The following is a 14,262-nucleotide window of genomic DNA, read 5'->3' as shown; positions in this document are numbered from 1 at the left end:
TCAGCGCGGGGCGCGACCGCGCGTCACTCGACCGCCTCGGAGAGCACCAGCACCCGGGCGTGGATCTGGTTGCGCTGCTGGAGCGCGGCGCGCAGCGCCCGGTGCAGGCCGTCCTCCAGGTAGAGGCCGCCGTTCCACTGCACCACGTGCGGAAACAGGTCGCCGTAGAAGGTGGAATCCTCGGCGAGGAGCTTGTCCAGCGCCAGCTCGCGCTTGGTGGTGATCAGCTGATCCAGACGCAGCGGCCGCGGCGGGATCTCCGACCACTGCTTGAGCGTCAGGTTGTGCTCCGGGTAGGGACGCCCGTCCCGGACCGCTCTGAAGATCACGACGGAACGCTCCCCTCCCCGTGGCCGGTCCGACCGACGGCGCCGTGCCGGGTCGCGGCGTGGCACCGCGCGGCGCGGCACCGATGACCGTGCCAGCCTAACCGCCTGTCGCACACCGCGTTCTGCTCCCTGATGTCAGTTTCGCTACCGCTCGCCCGATCCTCAACAGGGCGAATCCGGCGTACCGCTCAGCTCCACCGTCCCCGGCGGACCACCTGGTCGACCGGACGGCGCCCGCGCCGCAGCGAAGATGACCGATGGTCGGCCGCCCGGTAACCCACAGTGACCGCACCGATCGGCGCGTACTCCTCGGGCACGCCGAAGGCGTCCCGGTAGGTCGACAGCCGTTGCGGCGCAATGCCGAAGAAGCAGGCGCCGAGCCCCTCGTCCACCGCGGTGAGCAACATCAGCAGGGCGGCGAAGCCGGTGTCCACGTACCAGTAGGGCACCGGCCAGCGCTCGGTGGACCGGTCCACCCAACCCTTGTCCGGCTCCGCGTACCGCTCCAGGTACGCCGACCGGTTGGCGTGCGGCACGATGATCAGCGGTGCCCGGCGCATGCCGGCCAACCACCGTTCCCGGCCACCGCCCTCCGGCGTGGTCGACGCCCAGAACCGCTCCCGGTCGGCCGGCTCCTCCAGCACCAGGAAGCCCCAGCCCTGCGCGAAGCCGGCGGACGGCGCCCGGACCGCGTGGTCGAGCAGCCGCTGCACCACCTCGGGCGGGACCGGCCGGTCCGGGTCGTAGTTGCGCACCATCCGCCGTCGCCGGACCACCTCGGCGAACTCCATGCCCATCCTCCCGAGACGCCGGCCGGTCAGGCGCCCGGTCGGACGCCCCAGACGCCGCGCCAGGTCGCCCCCGGCTTCAACATGATCACGTCCTTACCGGAGCGGAACGCGTCAGGCGGGCAGGTCATCGGCTCGACCGCGACGGAGCGGCGGTGCCGGACGCCGGTGAGGGTGTCGCCGGTGAAGACCTGCCACCAACCGAACTCGCGGTCGGCCCAGATGGTCACGCCCGAGGCGCCGTCCGGCCCGGCCAGGCTCACCGACGAACCGCCGTCGGCGTCCCGGACAACGTCACCGAAGGAGAGGTCGAGGACGGCGTCCCCGATCCGGCGCGGGCTGGTGAAGTCGTACTCGGTGCCGTCCACCGGGGTCGCGGCGACCGGCAGCAGCCGGCTGTCCAGCACCATCCGGGTCTCACCGGGCACCCGCATCGCCAGGTCGTCCACCGCCACCCTGGCCAGTTGCAGGTACGGGTGCACGGAGAAGCCGAACGGGGCAGCCTCGCCACCGATGTTGCGCACCTCGTGCTCGGCGCGCAGGCCGTCCGCCCCGACGCTCCACCGGCTGATCAGCCGCAGCGGCCACGGGTAGCCCGGCTGGGGCGGCAGGTCGTAGCTGAGCGTCACCGCGTCCGGCGACTGCTCCACCAGCTGCCAGCGCACCCAGTTGACCAGCCCGTGGATCGCCACGTGCCGCTCCGGCTCGGTCAGCGGCAGCTGGTACGACTGCTCGCCGAGGGTGTACCGCCCGTCCCGGATCCGGTTCGGCCACGGCGCCAGCACCTGCCCGGCGCAGCCGGGGCAGAGCTCGTCCGCGGCGTAACCGTCGAGGTAGTCGACGCCGTCGTGCCGGTAGGTCCGTACCCCGCCGCCCACCTCCACGATGACGGCCTCATGGCCGGCCGCGGAGATGGTCCACTGGGTGCCCGAGAGCGGGAGCTGGTCAGGGGTGTCCATGTCCGCGACCCTAACCGGTCACTCTCGGTCACCGCTTGACGCCGTCGCCGCCCGCTCGTCGCCCGGCGCGACGTCCCCCTGCGCGCCGTCGGACGAGGTCGCCGCCCGGTAGCGCAGCAGCGCCGGGAACGCGACGGCGAGCAGCACCACCAGCACCGCCGCACCGACGCCGCCGGCCACCCAGGCGACCCCACCGCCGAGCCCGGCGGCCATCCCACCCGCGCGCAGGTCGCCGAGGCGCGGGCCGCCGGCGACCACCACCGTGTTCACTCCCTGCAGCCGGCCCCGCATCCGGTCCGGCGCGTAGACCAGCAGCATGGACTGCCGCAGCACCGCGCTGACCAGGTCGGCCGCGCCGGCCACGCCGAGCAGCAGGATCATCAGCCAGAGCTGGTGAGCCAGCCCGGCCGCCGCGATGGCGAGCCCCCAGGCGACCACCGCGACCACCAGCCCGAGCCCCTGTCGGCGGAGCCGACCGATCCAGCCGGAGGTCAGCCCGCCCAGCATCGACCCGATGGCGATGGCGCTGAAGAGCCAGCCGACCGACCCGTCGCCGCCGAACCGCTCGTGCGCGATCTCCGGGAAGAGCGCCCGCGGCATGGCCAGGATCATGGCGATCAGGTCGACGGCGAACGACAGCAGCAGCACCGGGGTGGTGGCCAGGTAGCGGAAGCCGTCGACCACGCTGGCCAGGCCGGCCCGAGCCGGGGTGGTGTCGCCGTCCGGGTGCGGTTCGGGCGGCAGCGCCGGCAGCCGGAGCGCGGCCCAGACCATCGCGGTGAAGAGCAGCGCGTCCACCCCGTACGCGATCGGCAGGGCGACCTGGGGGTCGGCCCAGATGGAGAGGATCAGCCCGGCCGCCAGCGGGCCGACCACCGAGGCGGCGGTGAAGGTGGTGTAGTTCAGCGTGCTCGCCGCCGGCACCAGCTCCGCCGGGACCAGCCGGGGCAGCATCGCGCTGCGCGCGGGCGAGCTGATCGCGAAGGCGATCGACTGCACGGCCACCAGGACCAGCAGCAGCACCGGGCTGCCCACCCGGAACACCGCCTGCGCCAGCAGGCCGAGCGTGGACGCCCAGAGCAGCGCGGACCCGCCGAGCAGCACCAGCCGCCGGTCGCGGGCGTCGGCGATCGCGCCGCCCCAGAGCCCGAAGATCAACAACGGTACGAACCCGGCGATGCCCAGCAGGCCGACCCAGAGCGACTTCTCGGTCAGCGCCCACATCTCCACCGGCACGGCGACCGCGGTGAACTGGAAGCCGAACATCGCGATGCCGTTGCCGAGCCAGAGCCGCCGGTACGCGGGCACCCCGAGCGGCCGCAGGTCGATCGCCCAGCGGCGCGCCCCGCGCCCCCGGGCCTGTTGCACTCCCGTCACGGCGCCAGCCGTTCGACCGTCCAGGCGTCCGCCTCGGTGCGGCGGAACCGCAGCCGGTCGTGCAGCCGCCCGGCCCGGCCCTGCCAGAACTCCACCGAGTCGGGGCGGACCCGCAGCCCACCCCAGTGCGGCGGGGCGGGGATCGACGGCACGGCCTCGAACCGCTCCGCCGCCGCCTGGTAGCGCTCCTGCAGGGCAGCCCGGTCGGCGACCACCTGCGACTGCGGGCTGGCCCAGGCACCCAGCTGGGAACCGCGCGGCCGGGTGGCGAAGTAGGCCTCCGTCTCGGCCCGCGGCAGCGGCTCGACGGTGCCGGCGACCACCACCTGACGCTGCATGGCGAACCAGGGGAAGACCAGGCTGGCGTACGGGTTGGCGGCCACCTCGGTGCCCTTGCGCGAGGCGTGGTTGGTGAAGAAGACGAACCCGCCCGGGTCGTGCCCCTTCAGCAGCACGGTCCGCCCGCTCGGCCGGCCGGCGGCGTCGGCCGTGCCGACCACCATCGCGTTCGGCTCGGGCAGCCCGAAGGCCACCGCGTCGGCGAACCAGCGGGCGAACTGGCTGTGCCAGTCGCCGGCCAGGTCGGCCTCGGAAAGGCCCAGGTCCGCGGCGTACTCGTTACGCATCGCGGCCAGGGCGGGTGTGTCGCCCGTCACGTTCGCACTCCTTCTCGCCGGGCCGGCTTCCGCCCTGCGACGCTGGCCAGCCCGTAGCGACCAGTCTTGCCCAGCCGGCGGCGGGATGCGCGTCCGGGGATGTCGTGTGCGGCACAGTCGCAGCGGGTCGCGTACTCGGTTACTCAGCAGGCAAGATGTTCCGAACACATCCCTGAGGGTCGCCTAAGGGTGCTCGGCCGGCTGGGCCGCGTTGAGCCTGACCGGGCGCACCGACCAGATCCAGGAGAGCGACATGGCCGACTTCAAACCCGGGCTGGAGGGCGTCGTAGCCTTCGAGACCGAGATCGCCGAACCCGACCGCGAGGGCGGCGCGCTGCGCTATCGCGGGGTCGACATCGAGGATCTGATCGGTCAGGTCTCCTTCGGCAACGTCTGGGCGCTGCTCGTCGACGGCCGGTTCGGGCCGGGCCTGCCGCCGGCGGAGCCCTTCCCGGTGCCGGTGCACTCCGGCGACATCCGGGTCGACGTGCAGTCCGCGGTCGCCATGCTCGCTCCGTACTGGGGGCTCAACCAGCTGCTGGACATCTCCGACGAGCAGGCCCGCGCGGACCTCGCCCGGGTCTCGGTGACCGCCCTCTCCTTCGTCGCCCAGTCCGCCCGCGGCCTGGGTCTGCCGGCGGTGCCGCAGAAGGAGATCGACAAGGCGCAGACCATCGTCGAGCGGTTCATGAAGCGCTGGCGTGGCGAGCCGGACCCGCGGCACGTCAAGGCCGTCGACGCGTACTTCATCTCGGCCGCCGAGCACGGCCTGAACGCCTCCACCTTCACCGCCCGGATCGTCGCCTCGACCGGCGCGGACGCCGCGGCCTGCATCTCCTCCGGGATCGGCGCGCTCTCCGGCCCGCTGCACGGCGGCGCGCCGTCGCGGGTGCTGAGCATGCTGGAGGCCGTGGAGCGCAGCGGCGACGCCGAGGGCTACGTCAAGGGCGTGCTCGACCGGGGCGAGCGGCTGATGGGCTTCGGCCACCGGGTCTACCGGGCCGAGGACCCGCGCGCCCGCGTGCTCCGCCGCACCGCGAAGGAGCTGGGCGCGCCGCGCTTCGAGATCGCCGAGGCGCTGGAGAAGGCCGCGCTGGCCGAGCTCCAGGCCCGCCGCCCGGACCGGGTGCTGGCCACCAACGTCGAGTTCTGGTCGGCCGTGGTGCTCGACTTCGCCGAGGTGCCGGCGCACATGTTCACCTCGATGTTCACCTGCGCCCGGATGGGCGGTTGGAGCGCGCACATCCTGGAGCAGAAGAAGCTCCAGCGGCTGGTCCGCCCGTCCGCCCGCTACGTCGGCCCGGGCCCGCGCCGGCCGCAGCAGGTCGAGGGCTGGGACGCCATCCCGCACGGCGTCTGACCCGCGTACGCCGAGGGGCCCCGTCCGTCGCGGACGGGGCCCCTCGCGCTTCCCCCAGCCCCGGCCCGGGTCGTTCCGGCCGAAAGAGCGGCGCCCGGATCCCGGCGTCCTGTGGCGTACGCCTCAGTAGCGGGGCCGAGACCAGCGGCGAGACGAACGCCAGGGGATGGGAGGATGAAGACTCGGCAGTGCCGCCGGACCAGGCTCGGATCCCGGCCGCCGCGCGCCCACACGCCCGCCGCCGGTCCGCGCCCGCCAGCTCACCGGGCTCACGGCCCATGCGGAAGGATCTTGAAGACCGTGGCTGACGCACCGACCATCCGGATTCCCGAAGAGATCAAGCCCGCCGACGGACGGTTCGGCTGCGGCCCGTCCAAGGTCCGCCCGGCGGCGGTCTCCGCCCTCGCCGAGGTGGCGACGAGCTACCTGGGCACCTCGCACCGGCAGAAGACGGTCCGTGACCAGGTGGCGCGCCTGCGGCGCGGCATCGCCGAGTTCTTCTCCCTGCCCGAGGGTTACGAGGTGGTGCTCGGCAACGGCGGCACCACCGCCTTCTGGGAGGTCGCCACCTTCGGCCTGGTCCGCGACCGGGCCCAGTTCGCCAGCTTCGGCGAGTTCGGCGCCAAGTTCGCCAAGTCGGTCTCCGACGCGCCGTTCCTCGGCGAGCCGACCATTCGCAAGTCGGCGGCGGGCAGCGCGCCCACCCTGGTCGCCGAGGCCGGGGTTGATGTCTACGCCACCCCGCACAACGAGACCTCGACCGGCGTGGCGGTGCCGATCTCCCGGGTGCCCGGCGCCGACGAGGGCTCGCTGCTGCTGGTCGACGCCACCTCCGGCGCCGGCGGGCTCGAGGTCAACGTCGGCGACACCGACGTCTACTACTTCGCGCCGCAGAAGTGCTTCGGCTCCGACGGCGGCCTCTGGCTGGCCCTCATGTCGCCGGCCGCGCTGGAGCGGGCCACCGAGATCAAGGCCTCCGGCCGCTACATCCCGGCGTTCCTCGACCTGGTCACCGCGATCGACAACTCGCGCCTGGAGCAGACCTACAACACCCCGGCGTTGTCCACCATCTTCCTGGCCGCCGAGCAGACCGACTGGATGAACGCCCAGGGCGGCCTGACCTGGGCGGCCAAGCGGACCGCCGAGAGCGCGGCGGTCGTCTACGGCTGGGCGGAGCGCTCGGCGGTGGCCACGCCGTACGTCGCCGACCCGGCGCTGCGGTCCAACGTGGTCGCCACCATCGACTTCACCGACGAGGTGGACGCCGGCGCGATCGCCAAGGCGCTGCGCGCCAACGGCATCGTCGACACCGAGCCCTACCGCAAGCTCGGCCGCAACCAGCTGCGGGTGGCGCTCTTCCCGGCCGTGGAGCCGGCCGACGTCGAGGCGCTGACCGCGTCCATCGACTACGTCGTCGAGCGACTCTGACCAGAGTCACGGTGGGTGTCCACCGCCCGGTGCGGCGGACACCCACCGTGACCATCGCCGCTGCTCATCCACGACATGCGGGCGTGGCGTCTCCCACCTCAGGGCGGATCAGCGTACGGTAGTCCGAGACGCCCGGGTGGCCGACCCGTGGCATGCGGCCAGCGAAGCGGGACGGAGGCAACGCTATGCGCCCAGTACGCTTCGTCGCCCTCTCCGAGGACGGCCAGGCCTTGGTGCTCGCCGACGAGGTGGGTCGACTGCTCGCCCTGCCCATCGACGAGCGCATCGCGAGCGCGATGCACGCCGAACCGGGCGCCCCGCCGCTCGCCGTCGCGCCGGCCGCCGCCGACCCGACCCCGTCACTGTCCCCACGCGACATCCAGGCCCGCATCCGCTCGGGTGAGTCCGCAGAGGACGTCGCGCGGATCGCCGGCGTCCCGGTCGACCGGGTGCTGCGCTACGCCGGCCCGGTGCTCCAGGAGCGGGCGATGCTGGCCCAGCACGCCCGCCGCACCCGGCTCAAGGGCGCGGAGAAGCCGACCCCGCTGGCCGAGGTGGTCAACGGTCGGCTGGCCCAGCACGGCATCGACACCGAGAAGATCTCCTGGGACGCCTACCGGCGCGACGACGGGACCTGGCGGATCGTCGCCACCTGGCCGTCCGGCAAGGCCACCGCCCAGGCGATCTGGGATCTCGACAAGACCCGGCAGAACGTCGCCCCGCACGACGACATGGCGCAATACCTCTGCGCCGAGCGGCCCACGCCGATCCTCGGCCAGGAGCCGGCGCCGGAGCGGGGCGGGCACGCCCTGCCGGGCCCGTCGCGCGAGCCGAGTCGGGGCGGGCACGGCCTGCCCGGCCCCGCCGAGCACGCCCGCCCCGGGCGGGATCCGATCCGCGCCGGCCGCGACGCCCTGCTCGCCTCCCTCGACCGGCCGCTCGGCGGGTCGTCGGGCCGGAGCCTGGAGCCGCGCACGCCGGCCGCCCTGGCCGGGTCCGACGCGCCCCGGCAGCGGGCCGTCGGCGGTGGCGCCGCGGCGCTGCTCGGCGGTGGCCCCGGCTCCGCCTTCGACGACGACTCGGACGCGCCCAAGGAGGTGCCGGCCGTGCCGTCGCTGGCGGTCCTCCGGCCTCGCCGCACCGGTGCGGCGGCCGCCGCCGGCGGCGAGTCGACCGACGCCACGGGCAAGCCGCGCAAGCGCCTGCCCAGCTGGGACGACGTGCTCTTCGGCAGCGGCCCGGCGGCCCGCGAGTCCTCCTGACCACGCGTCGGGCGGGTGGCTGAACGGCCGCCCGTCCGGCGTGAGGCACTCTAAGTGCCACGGTGGCAGGCTGGGTCCATGGAGTACACGAATCTTGGCCGCACCGGCCTGTCGGTCAGCCGTCTCTGCCTCGGCACGATGAACTTCGGGCCGCAGACCAGCGAACCGGACAGTTTCGCGATCATGGATCGCGCGCTGGAGCACGGGATCAACTTCTTCGACACCGCCAACGTCTACGGCTGGCAGACCGGCGAGGGCATCACCGAGCAGATCATCGGCCGGTGGTTCGCCCAGGGCGGCGGCCGCCGGGACAAGGTCGTACTGGCCACCAAGGTCTACGGCAAGATGGGCGACTGGCCCAACGAACAGGGCCTTTCCGCCCGGCACATCATCCGGGCCTGTGAGGCCTCGCTGCGCCGGCTGCAGACCGACACCATCGACCTCTACCAGATGCACCACATCTCCCGGAGCACCCCCTGGGAGGAGATCTGGCAGGCGATGGAGACGCTGGTCGCGCAGGGCAAGGTGCTCTACGTCGGATCGTCCAACTTCGCCGGCTGGCACATCTCGGTGGCGCAGGAGGCGGCGGCGAAGCGGCACTTCCTCGGCCTCGTCTCCGAGCAGTGCATCTACAACCTGATGACCCGGCACGTCGAGCTGGAGGTGATCCCGGCCGCGCAGCACCACGGGCTGGGCATCATCCCGTGGTCGCCGCTGCACGGCGGGCTGCTCGCCGGGCTGCTGCGCAAGATGGCCGAGGGCAGCGCCGCGCGGGGCACCAGCGGCCGCTCGGCCGAGACGCTGGCCGAGCACCGGGCGACCATCGAGGCGTACGAGAAGCTCTGCGCCGACCTCGGTCACGACCCGGCCGACGTGGCGCTCGGGTGGCTGCTCTCCCGGCCGGGGGTCACCGCGCCGATCATCGGCCCGCGCACCGCCGAGCAGCTGGACCGTTCGCTCGGCGCGCTGGACGTCCAGCTCGACGAGGCGACCCTCGGCCGGCTGGACGAGCTCTTCCCGCCGGTCGGCAAGGGTGGCGCGGGCCCGGAGGCCTGGGCCTGGTGACCGCCCGACGGCCGGTCGCGGCCGGGCGCGCCGGGTGACCAACCGGTGCGCTGCCGGCCATCCGCGCGCCGGTCAGATCGGCCAGGCGGCGAGCCGGTCGTAGCGGGGCCGGGGACCGAGGTGACTGCGTACCAGCAGCAGCTCGGTCGCCGGCCACTCCGGCCCTTGGTAACCGTCCAGAGTGGCCCGGTCCGCCTCGATGTCGACGCGGTCCAGCCGGTCACCGGGCCGGGCGACGGTCAGGTGCGCGCGGAACGGCTTCTCGTCGTGCGGCAGGCGGGCGTGCCGCAGCCGGGAGCGGACCAGCCGGGCCAGGGTGGCCAGCGCCTCGATCTCGCCGCGTACGTCCACCCAGAGCACGGTGAACCGGTCCGGGCCGAACCGGCCGCCGCCGCCGAGGCTCAGCCGGGGCGAGGCGTCCCGGCCGTCGCGGAACCACTCGGCGGCGAGCCCGAGCGCGCTCTCCACCTCCACCAGCCGCGCCTCCTCGACATCGCCGAGGAAGGCGACGGTGAGGTGGACGTGCGCCGGGTCGGCGAGCCGGACGTTGATCCCGGCCGCGGCCGCCGCTCCGATCCGCAGTCGCGCGATCTGGGCGCTCAGGTGGTCGACCGCCTCCGCCGGTGGGCAGACCGCGACGAAGAGCCGCACCCCGTACGCCGATCAGCGGTGCCGCTGGTGGTGACCGGCCCGGGCGGCCGGCAGGCTCATCCCGGCGGCGTGCAGCAGCCCCTCCACCCGGACCCGCTCGATCTCCTGGTCGACGCCGGATAGCTCGCTCAGGTGCTCGGTGATGCCGAGGGCCCGGCAGGCCCGTCGGAGCCGGTCGTCGTACGCCTGGAGCACGGCGCCGTGCCACACCATCGACCGGCCGGTTCCACCGAGCCGCTGGCTACCCAGCCGGCGCAGGTCGGCGGCGAGCTGTCCCAACGGCCGCCGGTCCTCCCGGTCGAACTCGGAGAGGTCGATGTCGCGGGTCAGCGCGTCGGCCTCGATGGCCCGGTCGAGCTTGGCGATGGTGCGCCGCTCGCGGCGGCGGTCCCGCCATTCCGTGTAGCCGCAGACCACCCGGTCGAGGATCTCGTCGGCGCAGAAGAGCAGGGCGAAGGCCGCCGGCAAACTGGCCACGGCGAGGAACGCCAGGGCCAGCAGCAGCGCGCGTCCGACTCCCACGCATCGACGCTAAGCCTCATGGTGCCGCTCCGCCACCGGATTGGCGGCATCCGCGCCATCCGCCCAACGGGACTCCGTGGCTCAGGCCGGCGGGGCCCCCGTACCAGGGGCCCCGGCCGACTCAGCAGTCGGTGGAGGTCACGTAGAAGCGGGGCATGGGCAGCACCCGGAACCGCAGCCGGGCGCCGGAGCGGCGCAGCTGCCAGGTCAGCGCCAGCAGTGCGGTGGCCAGCGAGATGAGCCCGCCGATCCAGATGCTGGCACCGGCGCCGAAGGTCTCCGCCACCCAGCCGATCAGCGGCGCGCCGACCGGGTTGGTGCCCAGGAACACCAGCACCCACAGGGCCATCACCCGTCCCCGGAAGGCGGCGTCCACACCGAGCTGGACCCGCTGGTTGGCGGCCTGGGCGAAGAACACCATGAAGAACCCCGTCGGCACCAGCAGCGTCACCACCAGCCAGTACGTCGACGCGAGGCCGACCAGCGTGCCGAAGCTGGCGCAGGCGATCGCCGCGCCGAGCACCAGCCAGACCGACGGGCGGCTGCGACGCCCGGTGCCGGAGAGCGCACCGCCGAGCGCGCCGACCGCCAGCGCGGTGCTGAACAGGCCGAACGAGGCCGCCCCGGTGTTGAACACCGTCTTGGCCAGCGCGGCCAGGGTGAGCTGGAAGTTGAAGAGCGACATGCCGATCACCGACATCACCACCATCGGCAGCAACAGGTCGGAGCGGCGCCAGACGTACCGCAGCCCGTCGATCACCTTCGCCGACGCCCGCTCGTCCCGCGGCGGCAGGGCCTCGCGGTGCAGCTCGGAGGTGCGCATCCGGACCACGTTGACCAGCGGCGCGATCGAGCTGAGCGCGGTGAAGAGGAAGACCGGGCCGACGTCGAAGGCGGCGATGGCCAGACCGGCGACGGCCGGGCCGACGATCCGGGCGGAGTTGAAGACGGCCGCGTTCAGCGAGAGCGCGTTCGGCAGCAGCGACATCCCGACGAGTTCAGAGACGAACGCCTGCCGGACCGGGGTCTCCACCGCGTTGGCGACGCCGAGTAGGGCGGCGAACGCGAAGACGTGCCAGAGCTGCACCAGGTCGGTGAGGACCAGCAGGCTCATGCCGAGCGCCAGCACGGTCCAGAGGGAGTTGGCGACGAAAAGCAGCACCCGCTTGTCGTAGCGGTCGGCGAGCCGCCCGGAGAGCAGGGTGAGCAGCAGCACCGGGGTGAACTGGAGCGCGGTGACCACGCCGAGCGCGGTGGCCGAGTTGTCGGAGAGCTCGAGGACCAGCCAGTCCTGGGCGATGAACATCATCCAGACGCCGATCAGCTTGATCAGCTGCCCGGATGCGAAGAGCCGGTAGTTGCGGACCTGTAGGGACTGGAACATCGTGCTCAGCTTGGCCTGCACTCTTGGTGCGCCTCCTCCGGGACGTACGCGTCATCGACAGGTGACGGCACGGCCCGGTGGCGCGGGCGCGGCTCAGGCGCGAGCGAGCTGCTGGAGAATCCCGGCGGCCCTGTGCAGGGTCTCCCGTTCGTCCTCGTCGAGCGCGGCCAGCCGGTGGGCCAGCCACTCATCGCGGGCCCGCTCGAACTGGTCGAGCACGGCCTGCCCTCCTTCGGTCGCCGCGAGGATGACCTGTCGTCCGTCGGTCGGATGAGGGGTGCGCTGCACGAGGCCGCGCTCCTCCAACTTCGCGACGATCTTGGTCATCGTCGGTGGCTGCACCCGTTCCACATCGGCCAGTTCCCGGGGCGTCAGCGCACCCGCCAGCCGCAGGCTGGTGAGCGCGGAGACCTGGGTGACCGTGAGGTCGCCGACCGGTCGGGCCTGGCGGACCCGCCGGTTGAGTCGGGTGATCGCATCACGCAACTGGGGAGCCAGCTGCGCCGGTGGCACGCGTTTCGCCGTCACCGTCCGCTCCGTCACAATAGTTAGCTTAACTAATGAGCCTGGCTAACGACATCCGATATGACCAGGCTCACGAGGAAGTTTGTGCTGGTCCGGGCGAGGAATCCGCTTCTGTCCCCCGCCCGGACGCGCGTCAGAGCACCAGAGACTCGATCGGTCCACGCAGGAAGTACAGCACGAACAGCGCGGCCACCCCGTACAGCAGCGGGTGCACCTCCCGGGCCTTCCCCCTGGCCACCTTTACCACGACGTACGTGATCAGACCTGCGCCGATGCCGTTCGAGATCGAGTAGGTGAAGGGCATCAGCACGATGGTGAGGAACGCCGGGATGGCGATCTCGTAGTCGGACCAGTCGATGGTCCGCACCGCGGTCATCATCAGGAAGCCGACCACCACCAGCGCGGTGGAGGCCGCCTCGAACGGCACCACCAGCACCAGCGGCGCCAGGAACATCGCCAGCAGGAAGAGCGCGCCGGTGACCAGGTTGGCCACCCCGGTCCGGGCGCCCTCCGCCACACCGGAGGCGCTCTCGATGTACGACGTGTTGCTGGAGGTGCTGGCCGCACCGCCGGCCGCCGCGGCGATCGAGTCGACCAGCAGGATCTCCTTCGCCCGGGGCGGGGTGCCCTGCTCGTCGAGCATGCCGCCCTCCTGACCGACGGCGACCATCGTGCCCATGGTGTCGAAGAAGTCCGTGATCAGCAGCGTGAACACGAACATCAGCACGACCAGCCAGCCGGCCCGGCTCCACGAGTCCAGCACGTTGAAGTTGCCGAGCAGCGACAGGTCGGGCACGTCCACCACCGTCTTCGGCAGCTCCGGGACGTTCAGCGCCCAGCCCTTCGGGTTGGGCTGACCGTTCACCACGGACGGCCCGATGTTCGCCACCGCCTCGACGACGACCGCCAGCACGGTCGAGGCGAGGATGCCGATCAGGATCGCGCCCCGGACCCGGCGCACCACCAGCACCAGGGTCAGCAGCAGCCCGACCACGAAGACCAGCAACGGCCAGCTGACCAGCTTGCCGCCGATGCCCAGCCCGACCGGCACCGTCGTGTTCGCCACGTCCGGCACCCGCCGGACGAAACCGGCGTCGACCAGGCCGATGATGGTCAGGAAGAGACCGATGCCGACGCCGATCGCCGTCTTCAGCTGGGTCGGCACCGAACGGAACACCGCGGTACGCAGGCCGGTCAGCACCAGCACCGCGATGATCACACCTTCGATCACCACCAGACCCATGGCGTCCGCCCAGGTCATCTCCGGTGCGATCTCGTACGCGACCAGCGCGTTGACGCCGAGGCCGGCGGCGAGCGCCAGCGGGAACCGGCCCACCACGCCCATCAGGATGGTCATCACGCCGGCGACCAGGGCGGTCGCCGCGGCGATCGCCGGTATCGGGAGGGTCTTGCCGTCACCGTCGACGGCACTACCGAGGATGAGCGGGTTCAGCACCACGATGTAGGCCATCGTGAAGAAGGTCGCCAGGCCACCGCGTACCTCGCGGCTCATCGTCGAGCCACGGGCGGAGATCTCGAAGAAGCGATCGAATCCGTTACGCGGATGAGCGGGGTCGGGTGGGGTGCCGTTGTCGGGGGGCGGCGTTACAACCATCAGGTCCTCGCAGGTGATCTTCCGGACGTCGCGCGCATCGTCCCAGATCAGTGGCGTGCAGGGGAAGCCGATCGCGTACGCTTGCCCGGTGCCGAACGAGCAGCCACCGCGGCCGGAGCCGCTCGACCCACCGATGGTGCCGTTCGCGCTCGCCGGAATGGCCGGCTGGGCGCTCGTCGGGCTGGTGCTCCTGATCTTCTTCCGCGGCTGGCTGACCGACCACGATCACCAGAACTGGCTCTGGATCTGCCTGGCCGGCTTCCTCTGGGGGTTCCCCGGGCTGGCGGTCATGCTGCGACACGACGCCAACCGTCGCCGTCGGCGCGCCGCGGCCAACTGAC

General features: G+C 72.6%; 15 protein-coding genes. 5 read left to right on the top strand and 10 right to left on the bottom strand.

Annotated features, from left to right (window positions below; genetic code table 11):
• Positions 1-23: 23 nt before the first annotated feature.
• From ACIP9D_RS07455 to pdxH, 5 genes are all read right to left on the bottom strand, one after another.
• Positions 24-329 (bottom strand): type II toxin-antitoxin system VapB family antitoxin, encoded by a 306-nt coding sequence (locus ACIP9D_RS07455; RefSeq protein ID WP_350867862.1) that lies wholly within the window; start codon positions 327-329, stop codon positions 24-26.
• Between the two features lie 188 nt (positions 330-517).
• Positions 518-1,120, bottom strand: coding sequence for a nitroreductase family protein (locus ACIP9D_RS07450; protein WP_350867864.1), 603 nt, complete (start codon positions 1,118-1,120; stop codon positions 518-520).
• Between the two features lie 26 nt (positions 1,121-1,146).
• On the bottom strand, positions 1,147-2,076 hold the full coding sequence (locus ACIP9D_RS07445) for an aldose 1-epimerase family protein (RefSeq protein ID WP_350867866.1): 930 nt from the start codon (positions 2,074-2,076) through the stop codon (positions 1,147-1,149).
• 18 nt (positions 2,077-2,094) lie between these two features.
• Positions 2,095-3,453, bottom strand: a complete 1,359-nt coding sequence (locus ACIP9D_RS07440; RefSeq protein WP_350867868.1) for an MFS transporter — start codon at positions 3,451-3,453, stop codon at positions 2,095-2,097.
• Positions 3,450-4,079 (bottom strand): pyridoxamine 5'-phosphate oxidase, encoded by a 630-nt coding sequence (gene pdxH / locus ACIP9D_RS07435; RefSeq protein ID WP_350868802.1) that lies wholly within the window; start codon positions 4,077-4,079, stop codon positions 3,450-3,452. Before pdxH ends, ACIP9D_RS07440 begins: the two co-directional genes overlap by 4 nt.
• A gap of 283 nt (positions 4,080-4,362) precedes the next feature.
• On the opposite strand from pdxH, the gene ACIP9D_RS07430 reads away from it, so the two are divergent.
• The 4 genes from ACIP9D_RS07430 (at position 4,363) to ACIP9D_RS07415 (ending at position 9,224) form a co-directional block, all read left to right on the top strand.
• Positions 4,363-5,469 carry a citrate synthase 2 gene (locus tag ACIP9D_RS07430; RefSeq protein WP_350867870.1) on the top strand — a complete coding sequence of 369 codons (1,107 nt, stop codon included), beginning with the start codon at positions 4,363-4,365 and terminating at the stop codon, positions 5,467-5,469.
• Between the two features lie 300 nt (positions 5,470-5,769).
• Entirely contained in the window at positions 5,770-6,897 is a 1,128-nt protein-coding gene (gene serC / locus ACIP9D_RS07425) for a phosphoserine transaminase (RefSeq protein ID WP_350867872.1), read from the top strand.
• Positions 6,898-7,082: 185 nt separating this feature from the next.
• Positions 7,083-8,159 (top strand): septation protein SepH, encoded by a 1,077-nt coding sequence (gene sepH, locus ACIP9D_RS07420; RefSeq protein ID WP_350867874.1) that lies wholly within the window; start codon positions 7,083-7,085, stop codon positions 8,157-8,159.
• Between the two features lie 78 nt (positions 8,160-8,237).
• Positions 8,238-9,224 carry an aldo/keto reductase gene (locus tag ACIP9D_RS07415; protein WP_350867876.1) on the top strand — a complete coding sequence of 329 codons (987 nt, stop codon included), beginning with the start codon at positions 8,238-8,240 and terminating at the stop codon, positions 9,222-9,224.
• A 72-nt stretch (positions 9,225-9,296) separates the two neighbouring features.
• Here the strand turns inward: ACIP9D_RS07415 and thpR are convergent, their stop codons facing one another.
• The 5 genes from thpR to ACIP9D_RS07390 all read right to left on the bottom strand — a co-directional run bounded on the left by thpR (position 9,297) and on the right by ACIP9D_RS07390 (position 13,921).
• Positions 9,297-9,875, bottom strand: coding sequence for an RNA 2',3'-cyclic phosphodiesterase (gene thpR, locus ACIP9D_RS07410; protein ID WP_350867878.1), 579 nt, complete (start codon positions 9,873-9,875; stop codon positions 9,297-9,299).
• Positions 9,876-9,887: 12 nt separating this feature from the next.
• The gene (locus tag ACIP9D_RS07405) at positions 9,888-10,397 is read right to left on the bottom strand and encodes a hypothetical protein (RefSeq protein WP_350867880.1); all 510 of its coding nucleotides are present in this window, start codon (positions 10,395-10,397) and stop codon (positions 9,888-9,890) included.
• A 121-nt stretch (positions 10,398-10,518) separates the two neighbouring features.
• Positions 10,519-11,802, bottom strand: coding sequence for an MFS transporter (locus ACIP9D_RS07400; RefSeq protein ID WP_350867882.1), 1,284 nt, complete (start codon positions 11,800-11,802; stop codon positions 10,519-10,521).
• 72 nt (positions 11,803-11,874) lie between these two features.
• Positions 11,875-12,324, bottom strand: coding sequence for a MarR family transcriptional regulator (locus tag ACIP9D_RS07395; protein ID WP_350867884.1), 450 nt, complete (start codon positions 12,322-12,324; stop codon positions 11,875-11,877).
• A 115-nt stretch (positions 12,325-12,439) separates the two neighbouring features.
• A complete protein-coding gene (locus tag ACIP9D_RS07390; RefSeq protein ID WP_350867886.1) occupies positions 12,440-13,921 on the bottom strand; it encodes an NCS2 family permease in 1,482 nt (493 codons plus the stop codon).
• An 88-nt stretch (positions 13,922-14,009) separates the two neighbouring features.
• Between ACIP9D_RS07390 and ACIP9D_RS07385 the strand changes: the two genes are divergently transcribed.
• Positions 14,010-14,261 (top strand): DUF2530 domain-containing protein, encoded by a 252-nt coding sequence (locus ACIP9D_RS07385; protein ID WP_350867888.1) that lies wholly within the window; start codon positions 14,010-14,012, stop codon positions 14,259-14,261.
• Position 14,262 lies beyond the last annotated feature (1 nt).

It is taken from the genome of Micromonospora sp. NPDC093243, from assembly GCF_044753725.1.
GTDB lineage: Bacteria > Actinomycetota > Actinomycetes > Mycobacteriales > Micromonosporaceae > Micromonospora.
This window is presented reverse-complemented; position numbering and strand designations above follow the sequence as displayed.